Source organism: Anaerobacillus sp. MEB173 (assembly GCF_052119505.1).
Taxonomy (GTDB): Bacteria; Bacillota; Bacilli; order Bacillales; family JBJMAU01; genus JBJMAU01.
This window is the reverse complement of the sequence record NZ_JBJMAU010000001.1, coordinates 470169-491949: the sequence shown is the minus strand read 5'-3', so window position 1 is coordinate 491949 and position 21781 is coordinate 470169. Positions and strand designations below refer to the sequence as shown.

Below are 21781 nucleotides of genomic sequence, written 5' to 3'. Positions count from 1 at the left end.
AAATAACATTTTTTAGATTGTACGTTAAGTTACTCTAGGGTGTAAGCGCTTTCCTTTTTGGGTATATTGACTGCAGTTTTTAATATTGTGTGGACTACCACCTCTTTATTTGTTATTCCTATTTTTTCTCCACAAAAAAGGACAGAGAAAAATAGGTGATTTCCTATTTTTCTCTGTCCTTTTACCTGAGAGTTTAACTCCGTGGGTGGCTCATGGCTCTCTCCAGAGACGCGTCCTACTGTGGTCCTTTTACCTGAGAGATTAATGCCTAATATTTAGGCCTTGCTCCTTCGGTGCTAAACGATTTGTTTAGTCTCTCCCACAATATTCAACCGCTATTATTCATTTAAATTCATTTTATTACACTAAAAGAATAAAGTCAATTTAATATTCAGAATTATATGTCACTTGTGGATTTTATTTTGTTATGGTTAATGATCAATAAAAGAAATTATAAATTGGGCATTTTCATTTAGTAATGTTGAAAAAGTAGTCGCTGAATGTGAGTATGATAATATACCATGAATTAAAGTGCTAGAAAAATTGCATATGAACAGTACGGAATTAGTAGATACAATGTTGAAATGGGAATTGACAAGCCTAAACTACAAAAAGACGTGCAAATAGCACGTCTTTTTGATTAAGGTATTACCTTATGTGTATGGTGAAATTTTAACTAAATATTAAGGATGATAAATCAACGGGTTATTGGAAAAGCTAATCTCTTGAACCACATGAATTGCACCAAAAGACTCTTTTAAGCTCTTCACATCCAAAACGATCCGCCTTTCTACATATAGTATTTACAAGAATATGTACAAATGGCTATAGAAAGTTTAGGTGTAGAAGTATTGTAACAATTACAGCAAAAACAAATGTGCAAAAGGGGTTCCATAATGAACTGCCCCCTGTCTACTTGGCAGGGGGCAGTTCATTATATCTGGTCCCTTTTTATTTTATACTTTGCAATCGATTATTTAGATGTTATAGTGTATATACAGATATAAACACCATAACACTTGGAGGTCATAAATAAATGAATTTATTAGATACTTTATGGGCTTATGTTCTTGTTTTTATATTTGCTGCGGTGCCATTTTTTGAGGCATATGGCGTTATTCCGATTGCGATGATTGCTGGTTTATCTCCAGTACCAGTCATCATCCTTGGTTTAGTCGGGAATATTGTAACGGTTTTATTTGTGATTGTTTTTATTAATAAAATTAAAGAATGGAGACAAAAGGAAAAAAGTAATGAAGAAAAAGCACCCGGTACGAGAGCAGTAAGAGCACAAAAGTTATGGAAAAAGTACGGCTTACCAGGGCTTGCCATCATTGGTCCGTTATTTGTTGGGAGTCACCTTACTGCGTTTATGAGCTTAACATTAGGAGGAGCGAAAAAGAAAACAGCCTATTGGATGACAACAAGTATCGTGATATGGAGTTTAACATTTGCTGTTTTGGTTCATTTTGGTATCGATTTATTAGGCCATGGAGAGCGCAATCTTTTTGAGTAAAAGGAGGGGGAAGTGACTTGTTTCAACAGGCATTTTGGTTAGCAAAAAAAGAACTAAAAGCACAATGGATAGCCATTAGCTTGACGTTATTAGCAACGATTTTTATTGCTATATTTTCTAGTATTCTTCTTGATCAATCTGTAAGAAAGTTATTTGGGGATGAAATGATGTTTTATAATCATACGTTACTGGACATTATTTTTCTCGTACTGACCCCATCGTTTGCAGCGATCTTTATGTCTCGACCGTATTTAAACTTTCAAACCGTTAAAGACGATCCATTTAGTAAAAGAATGGCCTTATTGCGTTCGTTGCCAATTCCTATTCCAACACTCTCGTTAAGTCGAATCCTTCTCATGGTTGGAACATTACTCATGATGTCCTTTGCATTTTATTTAACGATAACGATTGTATTGCCAGGACATTTCTTTGAACTTTTAACACCGGTTGAGTATTTGATTTTTATCCTCTTTTGGTTCGGGTATGCACTAGCTATCGGAGGGATCAATCCATTTATTGAATATGGAACAAATGGAAAAATACTGCATATTGTTCCATGGGCTTTTATCGTTGTCTTTTTCGTAACAGTATTTATTTTCTACAATTTAGTCGACCAAGGCATCGTCGAAACGGTATTGGTACTTATTAAGAGTCATGGCTGGCCATTAGCTATCATCTCCCTTCTTGTCGGTGTATGGGGTAGTTATATTTGGAACAAATTTCTGACTATTAGATTATCAAAAAGAGATTACTTGTAAGGAGGGAGGAGGAAGAGATGAAGCTACCGATTCGTGTCTCGGAGGAAAGCAGGGAGCCGATCTATCATCAAATTGAAACTCAGGTTAAAGCGTTAATTGTCGGTGGTCAGCTTCCACCGGGAACACCCCTTCCTTCTATTCGAGCATTGGCCAGTGAATTAGCGTGCAGTGTGATTACAACGCGGCGGGCTTACCAAAATTTAGAAAGTAGTGGCTATATCAAAACAGTACAAGGAAAAGGGACATTTGTTAAAGAGGTCGAGGCACTACAAAAGGAACAAGCAAAACAAAAAGTTGTATATGATGCTTTTCAAAAAGCGATTGAACAAGGGAAGCAGGTCGGTTGTTCGATAGATGATTTATTGACGATTTTTAACGAAGTGATAAAGCGGAATTTTGATAATTAAGTAAATGGGGGATAGACATGTTTACCTCAATTGTTGATATAAAAGGATTGACGAAACATTATAAAAAGTTTTCTTTAGGTTCAATTGATTTTCAAGTCGAAGCAGTATCCAAGTTGGGACGACAAGCAGTACACTCAATTACTTGAGAGATATCATATCGATGAAGGTCAAAAGTATGGGAAATGCTCAAAAGGGACAAAGAAGAAAGTTGAGTTTATCTTTGCTCTTTGCCATGAACCAAAGCTTCTGTTATTAGATGAACCATCAGCAGGTGTTGATATCATTTCACAACGGAAAATGAAAGAAGATCTTATGACTTATATGGAAGATGGGAAAAGAAGTATTGTCCTAGCTACCCATAACATCGATGAGGTTAAGCAACTGTGTGATTACATTACAATTTTGGAAGAAGGAAAGATCATCCACTCATTTGAAAAAGATGAGTTTCATGATAAATGGGCACGGTTATGGGTATCACACGTTTCAGAAGTGTTGAAGAATCATCCGAATGTAATAAAGATAGAAGAAAATCCTTTGCAATTGGTTACGGATGATTTACCAGTCATCGAAAAAGAGTTAGAAACAGAAGGAATTACCATTAACCATATTAACCGTTTATCACTTGAGGAAGTAATTGAACATATGGTTGGCGAGAATAAAAAGTAAATGAAACTTAGTTCTTGTTCCAATCGTATAGGTCGTAAGAAATATATCTACTATATTTAAAGGTGAAGACTATGTATTTTCCGTCTAAAAAGATCTATGTCTAACGCTCATTATTTGGGGAACGGTTCTCATTATGTTTGTCCCAGCGATTACGAGGCAAGACGTAATTGGAATATTCATTACATTTCCGATGGCGTTCTTTATATGCTGGCTTTGGTTTGCGACAGGCTATACGATTGAAAATGGGGTAATCAAAATAAAATTTGGTCCATTTCGTAAAACGGTGTACATTGAGGAAATAAGCAAAATCAATAAAACCAAACAATTTTTTTGGTGTGAAATAATTTTGTCAAATGTGTATTTATGATGAACTACATCAACTGTAAAGTGTTATTCTTATTCAATTTCCACCGTCCAACGGTGTACTAGAAGTTTGGCGGGACTGTGTGGGAATCGAACCCACCGGAGACGGCACGCGCCTCCCATAAGGTTTTGAAGACCTCGGCAAACACCAGTTACACAACCAGCCCCATATAAAAAGAAATTCTTCATTTACTATGAAATCATTTTCTCACAGGTTCATATTATACAGCTTGTTCTATATTTTGACAAGCTTTTATTTTAAAGAAACAAATTTGAAATGTTGACGATATCGCCTAATAATTAAAGAAATTTTAGGAAAGAGCCAGTGTATAATATGAAAAAACAATCTCAGGTCGCTGATAAGGTAGGCTGGACGCTCGTTCCTGGGGGCGGGACAAATGAATCACGCGGTGGTACTTGGATTGGCAGAGTAGTAACGATTTCCAAAGATTCAGAGACTGCTCACAAAGTATTGGAAGTAATTGAGCATGTTACATCGTAAGAAGTAAGTAAACAATTGTTACATGATCCATTTCGTGAGAGTCACTTTCAAACGAATGAAAAACGATTAGGAGTCCAAATAAGTGTTGATGATTTTGGGATTGGCTACAGTTCACTAAATTATTTGCGAGAGCTACCGATTGATCGCTTGAAAATTAATAAATCATTTATTGGTGATGTGACGGTTTCTTCATCGAAAAGTTCAATTATCTCGACGATTGTCTATCTGGCTCATAACTTAAACCTTCACGTGATTGCAGAAGGTGTCGAAGAGGAAGCCCAGGTTGAGTTTTTAAAGCGCAATGATTGCCCTGAGATCCAAGGATCTTATTTTGGTAAATCATTACCAGTTACTGAATTTGAAGAGCAATTTGTCGAGGTTCAACATCGTGCTAAAAAATGGAAGTGCTCTGAGTAAGGAATTAACCTATTAGTAAATCGGACTGTTTTTCTTTGTTCGATTTACTTATTTTTTTATAAATACCACTTTTGGGTACACTATAAACTAATGATTCTTCAGTTAGCATAGATTCGGGAGTGACTGCTATGGAGGACTTATCTTTTAGTCTTATTTTACTTCTAGTGTTCTTATTGTTTTTATCTGCCTTTTTTTCTTCTGCAGAAACGGCGTATTCGAGTGTAAATAAAATTCGTCTAAAAAACCTTGCTGACGAGAATCATCGTGGCGGTATGCGGGCACTTGGAATCGCCGAAAATTTTGATAAAGCATTGTCAACGATTTTGGTTGGCAATAATATTGTAAATATTGCTGCAGCCTCTATTTCAGCGCAGATTGCGACAAATATTTTTGGGGCTGGGTCAGGTATACTCATAAGTACCATTGTAATGACGATTTTAGTATTGATATTTGGGGAGGTATTACCAAAATCAATAGCAAAAGAAAATGCTGAACGCTTTTCAATTTATATTTCTGGCATTCTTTCTTTACTAATGACAGCTCTTACACCTGTGACTTGGTTTTTTTTACAGTTAAAGAAGGCTACTTCCAAGATGTTTCAATCAAACACATCACCTTCTGTCACAGAAGAAGAGCTGAAAGTGATGATTGATATTAGTGAAGAGGAAGGGGTTATCGACCAGCAAGAAAAGGAACTTGTACATAGTGCCCTTGATTTTAACGATATTTTAGTCGGTGAAATACTAAAGCCTAGAATTGATATGGTTGCTGTAGAGGTGAATCAACCAATTGAAGAAATATTAGACGTGTTTTTAGAGGAACGGTATTCACGTGTTCCGGTCTATGAAGATAACATTGATAATATAATTGGAATTTTATCTGAACGTGAATTTTTATCCCAGCTTGTCAGGCAAAAGGAATTTGAAGTGAGAGACCTGTTACGTAAGCCGATGTTTGTTGTTGAATCGTTAAAAATTTCGACTTTATTGCCTGAATTGCAAAAAAGTAAAACACATATGGCAATTGTTATTGATGAATTTGGAGGCACTGAAGGACTTATTACGATGGAGGATATACTTGAGGAAATTGTTGGCGAAATTTGGGATGAACATGACGAGAAAATAAGTATAATGGATCAACTTGATGAACATACGTATGACTTTTTTGCTGATTTTGCACTTGATGAGTTTTGCGAGATGATGAAAATTACTTTACCAATCAGTACATATCATACGCTTGGTGGTTGGTTTGTAGAAGCGTTACAACGTATCCCAGTCATAGGTGATGAGTTAAATATTGATCATGTAACCATTATTGTTGCAGAAATGGAAGGGAAGCGAATTCGACGGTTTAAAGTAATTGTTAATGAGCTTGAGGAAGAAGTAACATAGATTGAAAAGCATCACTGAGATATGTGGTGTTTTTTTGATGGATACGATATGTAAAAAATCTTATTAGTATGCGCAAAATTTTTTTACAAATATATAAATAATATTTAGAATTTTATAAATTTATGGCCGATTTCATTGTTTTTATTCTTTGGCACGCTTTTTGCAAGTTAAATGGTATAACGAAGAATAGTAAAGGGGCGTGTAAGTAATGATTAGTACATTTCACCCATTATTAGAAGGTGCCTTTGAGCTTCACGTACATAATGCACCAAGTCTGGCTCCGCAAAAGCAAACAGATTTGGAACTAATAGAAGATGTAAAAAGAGCAAGTCTGGCAGGTGTGATATTAAAGGGAGATGAATTTGAGTCGGTTCAAAGAGCTCAAATGATTCGCAGTAAAGAGCCAGAGCTTCATGTATACGGTGAATTTGTTTGTAATCATTTTGCCGGTGGATTGAGTCCAGCTGCGGTGGAAAAGGCGATTCAAGCTGGAGCGAAAATTATTTCAATGCCAACTCTTTCTGCATTAAATCATCAGCGGTATTTCGGCACCACCTTAAAGCATTTTAATAAAAGAAGGAACGGCAGTAGCCAAAACAACGGACTAGTGATTTGGGATGAGAATCAGAAGGTATTACCACAAGTGCATGCAATTTTGGAGCTTATTGCAAACAATGATGTTGTTTTAGCTACAGGACATATTAGCTCGGATGAAATCAACGTCCTAGTAGAGGCAGCATTAAAACATAGAGTAGAAAAAATTTTGGTTCAGCAAACAGATCTAGGTATATCACGTCTGCCATATGAAGCTGAGTTAGAATTTGCGCGCAAAGGATGTTTTATTGAAAAAAGCTACTTAGCATGCAGTGAAGATTATCAGGCATTAACATTACGACAAATGGCAAAAAGCATAAAGCTATTAGGCGCAGATTCGTGTGTCATGGTAACGAACTATGGTCAGCTTCATAATATTTCTCCAATTGATGCGATGAATTTATTCGTTGAGGATATGCTTCACGTTGGTATTTCTGGTAATGATATTCGCAAAATGATTGTAGATAATCCAAGGAAATTGTTAGGACTAGATGCAACCATTGAAGCTGGAAATCGATATCATCAACATTCTTTAAAAAGAGTATCCTGAAAGTAATACTGAGGGGCTAGGTAGTCCCATTAAAAAAAATCCTGACTACGTGACAGTCAGGATTTTTCGTATTGTTTTAGTTATTGTTTGATGTTAATAGAATTTTAGATTGACAATCGTAAGCCTTTCCATTATGGTTTGAAAAAAAGAGTTGTTATTCTAGTTAAAATGATAAATTCTTACATAGTAGGGAGTAAATGACGAATGACATTTCTGCAATCGAAACTAGTAAAAAAATACGTATTCATTTCATTAATTGTTAGTATTTGTTCTTTAATCGCCATCTATGTCATTACGTTTCAAGTAACAAATCAGTCAGTCCAAACGGAAATTGAGTATCGCAATGAACTTATGGCAAAAACAATTAGCAAGAAAACGACTTTTATTGTGTCAAACATTATTAATGATATGAAAATTATTTCGAATCAATACGTCCACAATGTTGAGAATGAAGGTCAAGTTGATCTGAGTGAAGCACATGAAATAGTATCGAGAAGTGCGCTGTATTCCACGATCGCTCTTTTTGATCACAATGGTCACATTATTAAAACGACCCCGGAAACACCACTATTTGCTGAGGGCAATCCTTTTACAGAAATGATTGAAAGAGTAAGCTGGAGTAAAACGTTTTACATCTCTCCCTTACATATGATTGATGGACATCGACCAGTCATCACAGTCACGTACCCAGCTCTTAATAAGAACAATGAGCTTGTTGGAGGGGTAATTTCGGTTATAAATTTACATTCAATGTCCCGCTATTTAAACCAAGTAAAAATTGGTGATGGAGGGATGAATGTACTAATTGACCGCGGTGGCAATATTGTCGCTCACAATAAGGAGGAATACATAGGACAGAAAATCAATTCTGTGGAACTGATTGAGAACTTACGAAAAAGCCGATTTGGTATTTGGGAAGGAAGATTATTTAATCATCAGATGATTTTTGCTTATCGGCCTACTGAGATTGGTAACTTCGGTCTTATCGTTGGGGAACCAGTCAGTCAAGCGTTGCACCCTGCAACTCAAGTACAAACGCTGTTGCTAAAAGCATTTATCCTTATTGTAGTTATTACGGTCATCATCACCCTTATAACGACAAGCAGTGTCGTAAAACCGATCCACCGTTTAATCAGGCAGGTTCAGGAGTATAAAGATCACCAGCGTGAAAGCTTTGAAATTATGAGAACAAATGATGAAATAGAAGATTTAGTCTATACGATGGATGATATGGCCAAAGAATTAAAGGATAATGAAAAAAGATTATATCATATTCTTCAATCGATTCCTTATGCCGTCATAACAATGGATCAGGATGGTAGAATTATAACTTATAATAGAGGGGCAGAGGAATTAACTCTCTTTACAGCTGAAGAAGTGATTGGAAAGCAAATTATTGATATTCCGTTAAGAGCTTCAGAGGCGGAATTTTTATCCTGGAAAACATTAAAAGAAGGAAAGCAATTTAACGAAGTAGAAACTAAGATTATGAATAAAAATGGCGAAAAACACGATGTACGCCTCTATTCCTCTTTATTTTATGATGAAAAAAATCAAAATATCGGTGCGATACTCATTCTCCGCGATGTTAGTGATATTAAAAAGCTAGAGGACCATGTACGACAAACAGAACGGTTAGCTTCATTAGGTCAATTAACAGCAGGAATTGCCCATGAAATTAAAAACCCGCTTAGTATTATTCAAGCTGCAGCGGAGGCGATTCAGTTAGAGGTGAAGGACGAAATGGAAGATGAATATATTGAAAGTTTAACAGAAGATATATTAGAAACTACGGAACGGCTAGATATTCTTCTTACTGATTTCTTAAAAATGGCCAAGGATGATCGAGATTTTACGTTACAGCCGGTTGATGTCGTTCCTGTTGTCGAAGAACTCATTTCGCTTTTACGGAAAAAGTTTACTGAGCACGACATTACGGTGACAAAGAAATTTGAAGGTAATCGTGCGATTGTTCAGGCGAATGAGAATAAGCTAGCACAGTTATTTTTAAATATTATGTTAAATAGTGTGCAAGCAATGGAAGCTGGTGGAGACTTAACGATTCAGTTTGTTGAAAAAGAAGACAACTGGACGATTCTTTTTACTGATTCTGGTATCGGTATCGATGAAAAGAAGATCAAATGGATTTTTAATCCGTTTTATACAACAAAGAGCGAGGGGACAGGCTTAGGCTTGTCAATCGTTCATGAAATTATTCAACAATTAAACGGGCACATTGGTGTGGAAAGTGAGCTAGGCAAGGGAACGACAATGTGGGTGGAATTACCGAAAAGGAAGGGGGCACTCCATGATGAATGAATTATTACTTGTTGATGATGAGTCTAAATTATTACGGATTTTCCAAGCTTCATTAACAAAAAAAGGCTATCTAGTGAGTACTGCCGCTAATGGTCAAGAGGCAAGGCGGAAAATGGCTGAATCGAATGCAAAGGTTGTATTTTTAGATCTGAAATTACCAGATGCAACAGGACTCGATCTTCTTCAGGAATTTAGCGCACTCTATCCTGATAAGGTTTATGTAATTATGACAGCTTATGGTGATGTTGAAAATGCGGTAACGGCAATGAAAACTGGAGCGTTTGATTATATTGTAAAGCCTGTGAAATTAAACGAGTTGATCGTTGTGATTGAAAAAGCATTTGAGTTTTTACGGATGAAGGAAGAAAATATTCGTTTGAAGGAGCAGCTAAGGGACAGCGAGTCTTCTGATGAGCTGCTCGGTGTAAGTTCAGAAATGAAGGAGATATTTGAGTTAGTCAAACGGGTATCGCAAACGAATGCAAGTATTCTTTTACAAGGTGAAAGCGGGACTGGCAAGACGATGATTGCCAAATTACTTCATAAATATAGTGATCGTCACAATCGTCCTTTTGTTTCAATTAACTGTGCAGCGATACCCGAGCAGCTGTTAGAAAGTGAGCTTTTTGGCCATGAAAAAGGGTCCTTTACCGGCGCTGTTGCAAGTCGAAAAGGGAAGTTTGAAGCAGCAAATCACGGGACGTTATTTTTAGATGAGATCGGGGAAATTACACCAGCATTTCAAGCGAAATTACTGCAGGCGGTTCAAGACAAAGAATTTATGCGGGTAGGCAGTGATGAAATTAGAAATGTTGATGTCCGAATTATTACTGCGACGAATCGTAATTTAAAACAAATGGTTGACGAGGGGAAATTTAGAGAGGATCTCTATTATCGCCTAAACGTGATTGATATTTATATTCCTCCATTACGAGAACGTAGCGATGATATCCCCCTTCTGATTGGAAAATTCCTTGAGCGGTATCGGCAAAAAATGAACCGAAGCTTTACTTTGTCACCAGATTTAACGCAACGGTTAATGAGCTATTCATGGCCTGGAAATGTAAGAGAACTTGAAAATGTGATTGAACGGGCTGTTATTCTTTGCCGTGGTGAAGAGCTTTCTGTCGATGATTTTCCACGTGAAATTCGTGAGATGAAAAACAGCTTTTTACATAAGCCGGAGCTGGATGATGAGAAGACACTTCCAGAGCAGCTTGAAGAGATTGAAAAGCAGCTTATTTTAAAGGCGTTAGATGAGGGCTTAGGACAACCAGCATCAGCAGCAAAGAAACTAGGTATTTCAAGGCAAAGCCTACTCTATAAGATGAACAAATACTTCTCAAAAAATTAGAAGAGATTTTATGGGGGGAAGAATGAAAAATTCAATAGGCATACTATGTATTTTCTTATTCATTAGTGTACTAGCCGGCTGTTCGAACAAAACGGAAAGTCTTTCTCCAATTGAAGAGCCAAAAGGGAAAATTAAGGTTGGGGCAAAATACTTTACGGAACAGCTTTTATTAGCAAAAATAACTTCAATCTATTTACAGGAGCACGGGTATGAGATAGAAGAAATCAGTCATATGGGAAGTACCCCGATTCGCTCTGCTCTAGAAAATGGTCTGATTGATCTCTATTGGGAATATACAGCCACAGCCATCCTAGTTCATGAGAGCTCGAGTCAATTCTCAGATTTTGATCATGATTATGAAAATGCAAGGGAGCAAGATAAAAAAGACGGCTTACTCTGGCTTGATCATTCGGAAATAAATAATACGTATGCCTTACTTATGCGAGAAGAATTAGCGAATGTGCTACAGATTTCTACATTATCAGATTTAGCAGAATATATGAACAGTGGTGATAGCGACTTATTGTTCGGAACAGAGGCAGAGTTTTATTCGCGACTTGATGGAGTCAAAGGCTTAGAGGAGCATTATGATTTTCATTTCCCTAAAGAAAATATTGTTCGGAGAGATACAGGACTGCTGTATGATGCGCTTCGGGAAGGACAGGTCGATATTGCTGTTGGTTTTGCGACCGATGCCCGGATTAAAGGCTTTAACCTGACTATTTTAGAAGACGATCAATCGTTTTTCCTACCCTACTATGCTTTTCCAGTCGTTAGGAGCGAGGTTTATACGAGCGAGCTTAATGAGTTGATGAATCAACTAGTAAAAAAACTTGATAGCGAGACGATGACCACTTTAAATCACGCTGTTGATATGGAATATAAGGATATTGCTGAGATAAGTCGTCTTTGGCTCATTGAGCAAGGTTTAATCCATTAAAAAACTATTAATGAAACGTTACAAGTCTATTGTCGACTGTAACGTTTTTTTAATCCTTATTATTATTTTAAGAAAAGTCAAAAAATTGTAGAAAAGTATTGATTATAAATCTAGATTACTTTATAATCATGATTATATTATAAGAAAATGTTATATGATGTATAAGAAAAAATTATCAAAAATCTTGGAGGGGTGGATATGAGAATTATTTTGTTTTGTCTTTTCAGCATATTAATGATTAGTAGTTTGGGATGTAGTAATTCTAGTCAAGCAAAAGAACCAGAATTGACAATATTTGCAGCAGCACAATTGCAGGATGCTTTTACTGAACTAAAGGATAATTTTGAAGAAAAGATGGGGGTAAAAGTGATAATTAGCTTTGCGGGGGCTCAAGTGGTACGTGCACAAATTGAGCAAGGAGCACCTGCTGATGTATTTGCATCGTCTGATATAAGCCATATGAATGCACTTCAAGAGCAACAGTTAGTAGGAGAGGCTTTGAGTTTTTCAAATAATACATTAACGATCATGCTGCCAATAAGTAATCCAAGTAACATAGTTTCTATTGAAGATTTGGCTACAAAGGAATATCGGTTAGTCATTGGAGTTGAAGATGTGCCAATTGGAATGTTCACTAGACAATTTTTAGAAAGAGCTAATGAAAAGTATGGCAGTAATTTTAAAGAAACAGTACTAGCAAATACTGCCTCTTTAGAAACAAATACAAGGCAAGTATCTGGGAAGATCACAATGGGTGAAGGCGATATCGGCATCACGTACGTGACCGATGTCATTCCAAGTATAAAAGATAAAGTGATGACGATCGACATACCTGATGAGCTAAATATTATTTCAGAGAATACAATTGCCATTACGACTAATGCGCAACAGCCTGAACTTGCACAACAATGGATTGATTATGTGTTATCAGAAGAAGGACAAGAAATACTTGCCCATCATCAATTTATAAAAGTGAAATAATGAAAAGGAAGGTGAAGGAAATTTGAAACTTCTACGCTTAAGCCAAAGGACTTTGTTTACAGTCATTGTAGTAACAACACTAACGTTTATCTTTTTACCAATGTTTATCGTATTTTTCGACATGAAACCATCAGAGGTAATCTCATATTTAAATACACCACTAGCGATAGAATCGTTAAAGCTAAGCCTCTGGACAACGGTTTGGTCCTTAAGTCTCATTGTTTTATTTGGAACACCGCTAGCTTATTTTCTAGCAAAAAATAATTTTAAAGGAAAACAAGTACTAGATGTATTAATTCAGCTTCCTATCGTCATTCCACCCGCGGTCGCTGGTGTAGGATTACTAATGGTTTTCGGACGGTTTGGCTTATTAGGAAAGTGGTTTGACCTTTTTGGAATTCAAATTGGTTTTACAGCGATTGCTGTTATTATGGCCCAGGCCTTTATAGCAGCACCGTTTTATATTATGGCAGCACGTACTGCATTTTCAGGTGTTGACTCAAATCTTGACTCTGTTTCAAGAACTTTAGGCGGCTCACGTATTCGGACCTTTTTTAAAGTAACATTACCGCTTTCATTACCAGGTCTGTTGACAGGGGCGGCGCTCAGTTGGGGGCGTGCATTAGGAGAGTTTGGGGCGACGATTATGTTTGCAGGTAATTTACCAGGACATACACAAACGATGCCGCTTGCAATATTTGCAGCCATGGAATCTGATATGAAAATTGCTATTGCACTCTCTGCCCTTCTGATCATAGTTTCATTTTGCTTATTATTGAGTGTAAAAATAATTGAACATTATCCAGCATTTAAAATTTATCTTAAAAAACGAAAGGGGAAAAATCAATGGTTATCTGTGAAATCAAAAAGAGCCTCAGGGACTTTGAATTAAATGTATCATTTTCAATGGGAAAAGAGACATTGGTCATTGTAGGTCATAGTGGCTGTGGAAAAAGTACAACGTTAAGAGCAATTGCAGGCTTATTAAAGCCAGATTCTGGTCGTATTTTAGTAGATGATGTTGAATACTTTAATCAGAAAAAAGGAACAGACTTACCTGCGGAACAACGCGGATGTGGGTTCTTGTTCCAAAACTATGCTTTATTTCCGCATCTATCCGTTTATGAAAATATCGCCTATGGACTTGAAGCAAGAAAAGTTCCTAAAAAAAAGCACCGTAATTTAATAGAGGAACAACTAGACATGTTAAACATCTCAGAGTACTTACATAATATGCCAAATGAACTCTCAGGTGGGCAGCAACAAAGGGTTGCTTTAGCGAGAGCCTTAGTATTAAGGCCGAAGGTACTTTTGCTTGATGAGCCTCTTTCTGCGTTAGATGTAACAACACGTGATAAGGTACGAAGGGAATTACGAAAAACGCTAGCGCTCTTACAAATTCCAGCCATTGTTGTTACTCATGATTATGAGGATGCGATTAGTTTCGGACAACGAATTCTTGTTATGGATCAAGGAGTTGTATTACAGGAAGGGACACCACAAGAATTAATTCAACGACCATCTTCTGCATTCGTCGCTGATTTTAGTGGTACAAACTATTTTAATGCCAACGTGATTCGACAAAATAAGGATCTTGTCCAATTAAATATTTTTGGGAATCAATCGTTGTATTCAAAGGATCAGGGAGAAGGTAATATTTCGTTAGTTATTCATCCGTGGGATATCCAGGTTACAAAGAGGCTGCCAAATAATTCATCGTTAAATGTTATTTCAGGTAAAGTTAGTAATCTGTTAAGGTATGGAAACCGGCTTCGTATATTTATTGAAGGAGCTATACCATTAATAGTAGAAGTAACATCATCAGATCAGGCCTATTTTCAAATTCAAGAGGGTGATGTCGTTTATGCAACCGTCGATCCTTCTTACGTTCGTATCGTATCAAAAAAAACAGGTTAATTCTATTACTAGAAATGGGTGATATGTATGTCAACAAAGCGTTACGGTATGGTAATAGATATTGAGTGCTGTGCAGGATGTATGTCCTGTACAGTTTCTTGTAAATCTGAACACGAAGTTCCACTCGGTGTGTTTCGAACAAAAGTTGAGGATGTGGAGACAGGTGAATACCCATCAGTTACCCGGACTTTTGTCCCTGTTATGTGCAACCATTGTAGTGAAGCCCCTTGCCTTACTGCTTGTCCGACCAATTCAATTATTATAAATGAAAATGGAATTGTTGATATTATTGAAGAAACATGTACAGGAGTTGGAAAGTGTGTTACTGCATGTCCATATGATGCCATCTATCTGCATCCGCAGACAAACATTGCAAGTAAATGTGATTTTTGCAAACAGCGATTAGATGATGGACAACAACCCTCATGTGTGGAAAGTTGTCCAACGGAAGCCTTTATTTTTGGGGATTTGAATGATAAAGAATCGCCAATTTATCAATTCATCAAAAATAATGAAGTATCTAATTTAAAAGTAGAGCTAGGTACAAAACCAAATATCTATTATTATCAATTAAATAAAGAAGTGGAAGAAGAATTGAAAGGAGTTAATAAAAAGGGGAGAAGGGGGATGTAAATCAATGGTAAAACGAAGGAAAAAAATCCCTACGATGTGTATTAATTGTAGTACAGTGTGCGGTGTAATTGCTAATGTTGAAAATGGGAAAGTGGTAAAAATAGAAGGAAATCAACATGATCCAAACTCTCGTGGCTTTATTTGTGCAAAAGGGCATGCAGCAATCAATATGCTATATGATCCAAACCGAATTCTTTATCCATTAAAAAGAATCGGACGTCGAGGTGAAGGGAAGTGGCGTAAAATTAGTTGGGACGAAGCACTAGATGAAGTTAGCAGTCGTTTAAAACCACTTCTGGAACAAAATCAACCAGAAAAACTTGCTTTTCAATATGGGCGCGACTGTACAAACGGATTGATCGACCGCTTCACCAATGCCTTTGGAACACCCAACAAAATTGGCCATCGTGGTCTTTGTTCGTTAAACAAGCGGATGGCGATTAAAGCAGCAGTTGGCGATGCTGATTGGGATACAAATGATGTCACAAATACTTCTTATATGCTCAACTTTGGAAGCAACTTTTATGAAGCACATCAAGGTCATATTCCATTTTTAAACCGTGTCGCAGCGGCTAGGAAAAGGGGGGCAAAACTAGTCACTTTTGATGTTAGACTTTCGAATACAGCGGCAAAATCTGACGAATGGATTCCAGTTTTTCCAGGAACAGATGGACTTATTGCTCTTTCCATTGGCCATGTACTTATGGAAGAGGGTCTGCATGATGCGGAATTTCTAGATAAATGGACCACATTTCCATCTGAGAAGCTGAAAGCTCACTTAAGAAAGTATACACCTGAGACGGCAGAGCAAGAAAGTGGTGTTCCGGCGGCCACGATACGTCGTATCGCTCGGGAATTTGCTCAATCTGCACCACAATGTACGACGATTTCGAATCGAGGAAGCCACGCGCATACGAACGGTTTTTATAATGAATCTGCGATAATTTTATTAAATGCTATTGTTGGATCTGTTGGAAAAAAAGGCGGATGGTGTTACTTACATGAGAAGTTTGATCAAACGATTGTACGTGAGCCAAAGCCTGTGCCACCTAAGGTTGAAATGAAAACAGAACTATCACACCCATTTTATTTTTCATATGCAAATGAGTTATATCCTCGCGCTATTTCCTCAACCTTATATCCGGCGATTGCTTCAGGTAAAGTTAATATTGATGTTTTGATCACCTATTTTGTCAATGCGCCAATGAGTTGGCCAGAAGGACCAACAGATGTGCACAGTGTATATCTTGATGAAAAAAAAATACCTTTTCATGTAGCTATTGATAGTTTCTATAGTGAATCAGCCCATTTAGCAGACATCATCCTCCCAGATACTACCTTTTTAGAGCGATGGGATTTGGATGCTAGAAATTCGTATGAACTTACTCCGTATGTAGGATTAAGACAGCCTGTTGTCAAGCCATTAGGTGATGTACGCGAGATTCGAATGATTCTTCGTGATATTGCCCATAAAGTTGGCTTTGGTATGGAACGTTATTTTAATTATGAAACACCAATTGAATTTATGAAGGAGTGGACAAAACATATTCCTGGGGGTTTAGAACGATTACAAGAAACTGGATTTTATTGGGATCAGGAAAAAGAGATGCCTTATGAACCGTATAAGAAACCACTCTCATCAGAGTTAATGAAAAATGGACATATTGATAAAGACACAGGTGTCATCACAGTTGCAGAGAAGCCAGTCGGTGTTTATATTGACGGAATAGCATACGAGGGGTTTCAAACGCAATCACGAAAGTTTCAAATTTTTAACCCTCGTATTGAACAGCTAAATAAGGAAACTATGAAAAGATATTCACCGTTGCCTATCTATAAAAAAGCCGTTCAGCGAGAGCTCAAAGAAAATGAATGTGTATTAACAACTTTTAAGTGGAATGTTCATACTCAGTCCCGAACGATGAATCAAAAATGGCTAGCAGAGCTTGTACATGATAACCCTGTATGGATTAATCGAAAAACAGCTGCGCAATTAAAGATCAATAAGGGTGATCAAATTGAAATTAGTAATGAACTAGGGAAAATCGTGGTTTCTGCACATGTAACCGAAGGGATTCATCCAAAAGTAATTGCGATTTCAGCCAGTTTTGGTCATCGTGAATATGGAAAAACTGCTTCAGGAAAAAAGTCGCCTATTAGTGGAGAGGCAAGTATCAAAGATAATGATCTTGAATTAAATAAATGGTGGAAATCAACAGGCGTTAATCCTAACTCGTTGATAGCTAGTCTAGCTGATCCTATAGGCGGTGGTCAAGCGTGGAATGATACGATTGTTACAGTTAAAAGAGTAAGGGACTCCGCAGATGAATGAGTCGCTGAAAATATATTGGGAGCTTTTCGTTGGTTTTGTGAAACCAGGCTTGTTTGGATTCGGTGGGGGACCTGCATCTATTCCTTTTATTCAAAAAGAAGTTGTTGAAAATTACCAGTGGATGGAAAATGAGGAGTTTCTCGATATGCTTGCACTTGGTAATACTCTTCCTGGCCCCATAACGACTAAGTTGGCAGCTATTGTAGGATATAAAGTTGGCGGAGTAATGGGTATAGTTGTCGCGATAACAGGAATGGTATTACCAACTGCTATTCTTGTCATACTTTTAACCAGCTTATACATTAAATTTAAAAATGTCTCAAAAATTGAATCAGTTGTTCAAGTGTTACGAGTTGTCGTTATCGTTTTGTTACTACAAGTAACTTGGGAATTAGGCTTAAAGGAAGTTTCAGATAAAGTAACAATTGCAATCTTTGTAGTTACGGTCATTGGTGTTTTTATTTTCAAATTTAATCCTCTTTTAATTATCGCGTTAGCAGTTATTTTTGGGTTAATATTTTTATAGTTTTTGTTTAAGAGACTTTAATTTATGGAGTCTCTTTTTTGAATTTTTGTTAGTTGTCAAAAAATCTTTACGGTAGTAACATGAAATTTGACAAAATAGATGGAGAAACAACTATTAATCCGCTAAAATATGGCATGAAAATTGCTTAAAAATTAATAGAACAAACTAAATCGAAAATTGAGTGGATGATATATGATGAAAAACGGAATAATTATTTTTTTGCTTTTATTACCAGTTGTCCTTATTACTGCATGTAATACTCAATCAGGTACGGGAACAATTGAATCAAAGGGAACGATAAATATTGGTGGTACAGAGTATACAGAGCAACTGATACTAGTAAAGATCACTTCCATACTGTTAGAAGAGAATGGCTTTCGAGTTGAGGAGACGATTAACTTAGAAAGTGATGTAGCAGTTTCTGCACTTGAACAAGGTCAAATTGATATGTATTGGGTGGTTTCGGATAATACGGAAGGAAGAGTAGAACCGTTGTTAAGTGACAGCATGTATTCGAATGATCTACATGAGCTAATCAGCGAATTGACTCTTCAATTATCAACGGACACTATTATACAGTTAATTTATCAGGTTGATAAAGAGCATAAAGGCATTACTGAAGTTAGTCGGGCGTGGCTTGAGGAAACAGGGTTAATTAAATAATGGAATCCTTTAACTCTTTCCGATATTATGATAACGTAAACATGTTCTTTTTAGCTTAAATAAAGGGAATTTGGTACACTAGTTAGAATAAATTAATGACAACCCTATAATAGATAAGGCAAACAGCGGAGGGGATTTTCAGAATGAAGGAGAAAAAATATTTTACAATTGGGATGGCTGGACATATTGACCATGGAAAAACGTCGTTAACGAAAGCGCTAACGAATGTAGATACTGATCGTTTAAAAGAAGAAAAGGAACGTAGTATTTCAATTGAATTGGGCTATGCACCATTTAAAATCAGTGACGATGCTGAAGTCTCAATTATAGATGTGCCGGGACATGAACGATTTATTAGACAGATGATTGCTGGTGTGGCTGGGATTGATCTTGTCCTGCTTGTTGTTGCAGCTGATGAAGGTGTTATGCCACAGACAAAGGAGCATTTGGATATTTTAACATTACTCGGAATTGAACGGGGCATGATCGTCGTTACGAAAGTAGATCGAGTCGATGAGGATTTTATCAAACTTGTTCAAGAAGATATTGAAGAACAGGTGAAAGGAACCTTTTTTGAAGGAGCTCCGCTAGTTTTTGTTGACAGTTTATCTGGAAAGGGAATAGACGAATTAAAAGAAATGATTACCAAGCAGCTAGAGGAAATTCCTGGTCGAGATGCAAAAGGCGCTTTTCGTCTGCCGATTGATCAAGTCTTTACTGTGCATGGTCAAGGAACTGTTGTACGTGGAACAGTATATGAAGGTGTTGTAAAAGAGGGGGATACGTTAGAAATTCTTCCAAAAGGCGATAAAGTAAGAGCAAGACAATTACAAGTTCACCGTGAACCACGTAAGATTGGTCAAGCTGGGCAACGGGTAGCGATCAACCTTGGCGGCATTTCGAAAGAAGACATTAAACGCGGGGATGTTCTCGTTTCAACTAGACACTATACTTCAACACAAACTATCGATGTAGCATTAGAGTCAGTGAAAGATTTGGATTTTCCAGTGAAACAGCGCTCGTTAGTGAAATTACATATTGGTACGGCCGAAGAGTTTGGAAAGATTGTCTTCTTTGATCGTAATGAGCTAAAAGAGAATGAGTCAGTTCTTTGTCAAATTCGCTTAGATAACCCAATTGTTACGAAAAGGGGAGATCGTTTTATTGTCCGACGTCCAACTCCAGTCGAAACGATTGGGGGTGGTACCGTAATTGATGCGATGGGTGAGCGGTATCGCTTTGGTGAAGAAACCATCTCGATGCTAACGCGAAAGAAAGAAGGGACACCGAAAGATCGAGTCATTGACGGGTTAAAGGAACATAAGCAATTGTCGATCGAACAATTAGCTAAGGAAATTGTCCTTCCTGTTGATACTGTACAAGAGATCATGACAGAACTCTCTGAGAATGATTTATTGATTGAGCCGGTCAAAGGGCAATTTATGTTGAAAGAGGTCTACGAAGATCTTGTTGAGTTTATTATTAATGATCTTAAAGAGTATCATGAGGAATACCCATTACGGCAAGGAAAAAATAAAGCAGAGTTGATTCAGTCATTTACAACGGCGGTACCGAAAAAAGTAATGGAATTTATTATTGATTATGCAGTAAATCAAGGCCGGCTAATAAGGCAGGAGCAGTTTATTGCGATCGAAGACTTTGAACCGTACTATCCGGAAAAGTGGTCTAAACGAATGACACAGGTAGAGGGAGCACTGAAACAACAAGGACTTACTGTTCAACCGTGGGAGACGAATGTCGCATCCGCGCAAATTCCGCAGCCATTATCGGAGGAATTGAAGCATTATTTGTTACGAAAAGAGATCGGGTACGCACTTGATGAGAAACATATGATTCATAAAGAAGTATTACTTGAACATCTCGAGAAGCTCACTCAACAAACGAATGAATTATTTACGCTGCAGGAAGCGAAAGAAGTGCTGCAGCTATCTCGAAAGTACCTTGTTACCTTTTTAGAGCTATTGGATAAATTGACGCTAACTGAACGCGAAGATGGCAATAGAAGGTGGAAATCCAGCGTTGTCGAAAGCTATCTTTCACGCAGCGGTAATTAATGGAAGACATATACTCAGATGCAAAACTCAAAGTGTTAAACTTTGAGTTTTGTTTTTTTTCCATGATATAATAAGAAAAAGTAATCATGTTTATTTTAAAAGTTCAATAGTAGGTTACATAACAAATAGTTTAGATAGAAAAATAAAAGAGTTCAATAGGATGCAGAGGTGGAACCAGTGAATAAGAAAGAGATACAGATGAAACGGATGATGGGTTATTTTATTGATGCTGCATCAGACATCATTGAAAAAGAAGGCGTTGAACATGTAACGATTCGAAAGGTTGCTGATATAGCAGGTTATAATAGTGCAACGATCTATAATTATTTTGGTGAGCTTTCACATTTAATCTTTTTTGCTGCAATGCGTTCATTAAAGAAATATTCAACAGCATTGCCAAAATACATTGAGCCGGCCAAAGATCCTTTAGAAAGATACCTTCTAATATGGGAGTGTTTTTGTAAGTATTCTTACAAAGAACCACAAATATATCATGCATTATTCACCTCAAATTTAGGCTGTTCTCCTGAACAATTATTTAATGATTATTATGTGGTTTCTCCAGAGGATTTCCTGGATTTACCGGCGAATTTAAAGCCGATGTTTAAGGAATCTATTCTATCAAAAAGAGGGAAAATTGCTCTGGAGGAAAGTGTAAAAGAAGGTTTAATAGAGGCAGAACAGGCGGAGGAAATAAATGAACATGCGACGCTTATTTGGCAGGGAATGCATACGATGATGCTGAATAACCGAGTCGATTATACGAGTGAAGAGGCTACTAATATCACAATGAAATATATTAAAGCAGCAGTTAATTCAATCCGGATAAAAATCTGAAAAAATGGAAGGGGTGAGCCCCCTTCCATTTCCTTTTTTG

Annotated in this window: 21 protein-coding genes, 1 tRNA gene and 2 riboswitches; of the genes, 21 read left to right on the top strand and 1 reads right to left on the bottom strand. The window is 37.0% G+C overall.

The features are described from left to right. Positions 1-170: 170 nt before the first annotated feature. Positions 171-229: riboswitch (glycine riboswitch) on the bottom strand. Between the two features lie 2 nt (positions 230-231). Beyond that, a riboswitch (glycine riboswitch) is annotated at positions 232-332 on the bottom strand. 704 nt (positions 333-1036) lie between these two features. The 5 genes from ACJ2A9_RS02495 to ACJ2A9_RS02475 all read left to right on the top strand — a co-directional run bounded on the left by ACJ2A9_RS02495 (position 1037) and on the right by ACJ2A9_RS02475 (position 3714). Further along, the gene (locus tag ACJ2A9_RS02495) at positions 1037-1516 is read left to right on the top strand and encodes a small multi-drug export protein (protein ID WP_441420018.1); all 480 of its coding nucleotides are present in this window, start codon (positions 1037-1039) and stop codon (positions 1514-1516) included. Between the two features lie 17 nt (positions 1517-1533). Continuing rightward, positions 1534-2274 carry a hypothetical protein gene (locus ACJ2A9_RS02490; RefSeq protein ID WP_441420017.1) on the top strand — a complete coding sequence of 247 codons (741 nt, stop codon included), beginning with the start codon at positions 1534-1536 and terminating at the stop codon, positions 2272-2274. Positions 2275-2291: 17 nt separating this feature from the next. After that, entirely contained in the window at positions 2292-2681 is a 390-nt protein-coding gene (locus tag ACJ2A9_RS02485; RefSeq protein WP_441420016.1) for a GntR family transcriptional regulator, read from the top strand. Positions 2682-2765: 84 nt separating this feature from the next. Beyond that, positions 2766-3347 carry a hypothetical protein gene (locus ACJ2A9_RS02480; protein ID WP_441420015.1) on the top strand — a complete coding sequence of 194 codons (582 nt, stop codon included), beginning with the start codon at positions 2766-2768 and terminating at the stop codon, positions 3345-3347. A gap of 133 nt (positions 3348-3480) precedes the next feature. After that, entirely contained in the window at positions 3481-3714 is a 234-nt protein-coding gene (locus ACJ2A9_RS02475) for a PH domain-containing protein (RefSeq protein WP_441420014.1), read from the top strand. Between the two features lie 67 nt (positions 3715-3781). On the opposite strand, the gene ACJ2A9_RS02470 is transcribed toward ACJ2A9_RS02475, so the two are convergent. Beyond that, positions 3782-3878: transfer RNA gene (locus tag ACJ2A9_RS02470), tRNA-Sec, on the bottom strand. A 166-nt stretch (positions 3879-4044) separates the two neighbouring features. Between ACJ2A9_RS02470 and ACJ2A9_RS02465 the strand changes: the two genes are divergently transcribed. From ACJ2A9_RS02465 to ACJ2A9_RS02390, 16 genes are all read left to right on the top strand, one after another. Next, positions 4045-4212, top strand: coding sequence for a hypothetical protein (locus ACJ2A9_RS02465; RefSeq protein WP_441420013.1), 168 nt, complete (start codon positions 4045-4047; stop codon positions 4210-4212). A 15-nt stretch (positions 4213-4227) separates the two neighbouring features. Further along, the gene (locus tag ACJ2A9_RS02460) at positions 4228-4629 is read left to right on the top strand and encodes an EAL domain-containing protein (protein ID WP_441420012.1); all 402 of its coding nucleotides are present in this window, start codon (positions 4228-4230) and stop codon (positions 4627-4629) included. A gap of 128 nt (positions 4630-4757) precedes the next feature. Next, positions 4758-6020 (top strand): hemolysin family protein, encoded by a 1263-nt coding sequence (locus tag ACJ2A9_RS02455; protein WP_441420011.1) that lies wholly within the window; start codon positions 4758-4760, stop codon positions 6018-6020. A gap of 208 nt (positions 6021-6228) precedes the next feature. Next, positions 6229-7164: a DUF6282 family protein gene (locus ACJ2A9_RS02450; protein ID WP_441420010.1), complete on the top strand. Its 936-nt coding sequence runs from the start codon at positions 6229-6231 to the stop codon at positions 7162-7164. A gap of 204 nt (positions 7165-7368) precedes the next feature. Beyond that, the gene (locus ACJ2A9_RS02445) at positions 7369-9483 is read left to right on the top strand and encodes a sensor histidine kinase (RefSeq protein WP_441420009.1); all 2115 of its coding nucleotides are present in this window, start codon (positions 7369-7371) and stop codon (positions 9481-9483) included. Then, on the top strand, positions 9476-10837 hold the full coding sequence (locus ACJ2A9_RS02440) for a sigma-54-dependent transcriptional regulator (RefSeq protein WP_441420008.1): 1362 nt from the start codon (positions 9476-9478) through the stop codon (positions 10835-10837). Before ACJ2A9_RS02445 ends, ACJ2A9_RS02440 begins: the two co-directional genes overlap by 8 nt. A gap of 22 nt (positions 10838-10859) precedes the next feature. Continuing rightward, positions 10860-11777 (top strand): glycine betaine ABC transporter substrate-binding protein, encoded by a 918-nt coding sequence (locus ACJ2A9_RS02435; protein WP_441420007.1) that lies wholly within the window; start codon positions 10860-10862, stop codon positions 11775-11777. A gap of 198 nt (positions 11778-11975) precedes the next feature. After that, positions 11976-12758: a molybdate ABC transporter substrate-binding protein gene (gene modA, locus ACJ2A9_RS02430; protein WP_441420006.1), complete on the top strand. Its 783-nt coding sequence runs from the start codon at positions 11976-11978 to the stop codon at positions 12756-12758. A 22-nt stretch (positions 12759-12780) separates the two neighbouring features. Then, a complete protein-coding gene (locus tag ACJ2A9_RS02425; protein ID WP_441420005.1) occupies positions 12781-13650 on the top strand; it encodes an ABC transporter permease in 870 nt (289 codons plus the stop codon). Next, entirely contained in the window at positions 13605-14675 is a 1071-nt protein-coding gene (locus ACJ2A9_RS02420) for an ABC transporter ATP-binding protein (RefSeq protein ID WP_441420004.1), read from the top strand. Before ACJ2A9_RS02425 ends, ACJ2A9_RS02420 begins: the two co-directional genes overlap by 46 nt. 27 nt (positions 14676-14702) lie before the next feature. Beyond that, positions 14703-15308, top strand: a complete 606-nt coding sequence (locus ACJ2A9_RS02415; protein WP_441420003.1) for a 4Fe-4S dicluster domain-containing protein — start codon at positions 14703-14705, stop codon at positions 15306-15308. A 4-nt stretch (positions 15309-15312) separates the two neighbouring features. Continuing rightward, a complete protein-coding gene (locus ACJ2A9_RS02410; protein WP_441420002.1) occupies positions 15313-17640 on the top strand; it encodes a molybdopterin-containing oxidoreductase family protein in 2328 nt (775 codons plus the stop codon). Further along, positions 17633-18166 (top strand): chromate transporter, encoded by a 534-nt coding sequence (locus tag ACJ2A9_RS02405; RefSeq protein WP_441420001.1) that lies wholly within the window; start codon positions 17633-17635, stop codon positions 18164-18166. The genes ACJ2A9_RS02410 and ACJ2A9_RS02405 overlap by 8 nt, the downstream gene beginning before the upstream one ends. A 195-nt stretch (positions 18167-18361) precedes the next feature. Then, positions 18362-18829 (top strand): glycine betaine ABC transporter substrate-binding protein, encoded by a 468-nt coding sequence (locus ACJ2A9_RS02400; protein WP_441420000.1) that lies wholly within the window; start codon positions 18362-18364, stop codon positions 18827-18829. Between the two features lie 143 nt (positions 18830-18972). Beyond that, entirely contained in the window at positions 18973-20904 is a 1932-nt protein-coding gene (gene selB / locus ACJ2A9_RS02395) for a selenocysteine-specific translation elongation factor (RefSeq protein WP_441419999.1), read from the top strand. A gap of 177 nt (positions 20905-21081) precedes the next feature. Next, on the top strand, positions 21082-21741 hold the full coding sequence (locus ACJ2A9_RS02390) for a TetR/AcrR family transcriptional regulator (protein ID WP_441419998.1): 660 nt from the start codon (positions 21082-21084) through the stop codon (positions 21739-21741). The last annotated feature ends 40 nt before the right edge of the window (positions 21742-21781 follow it).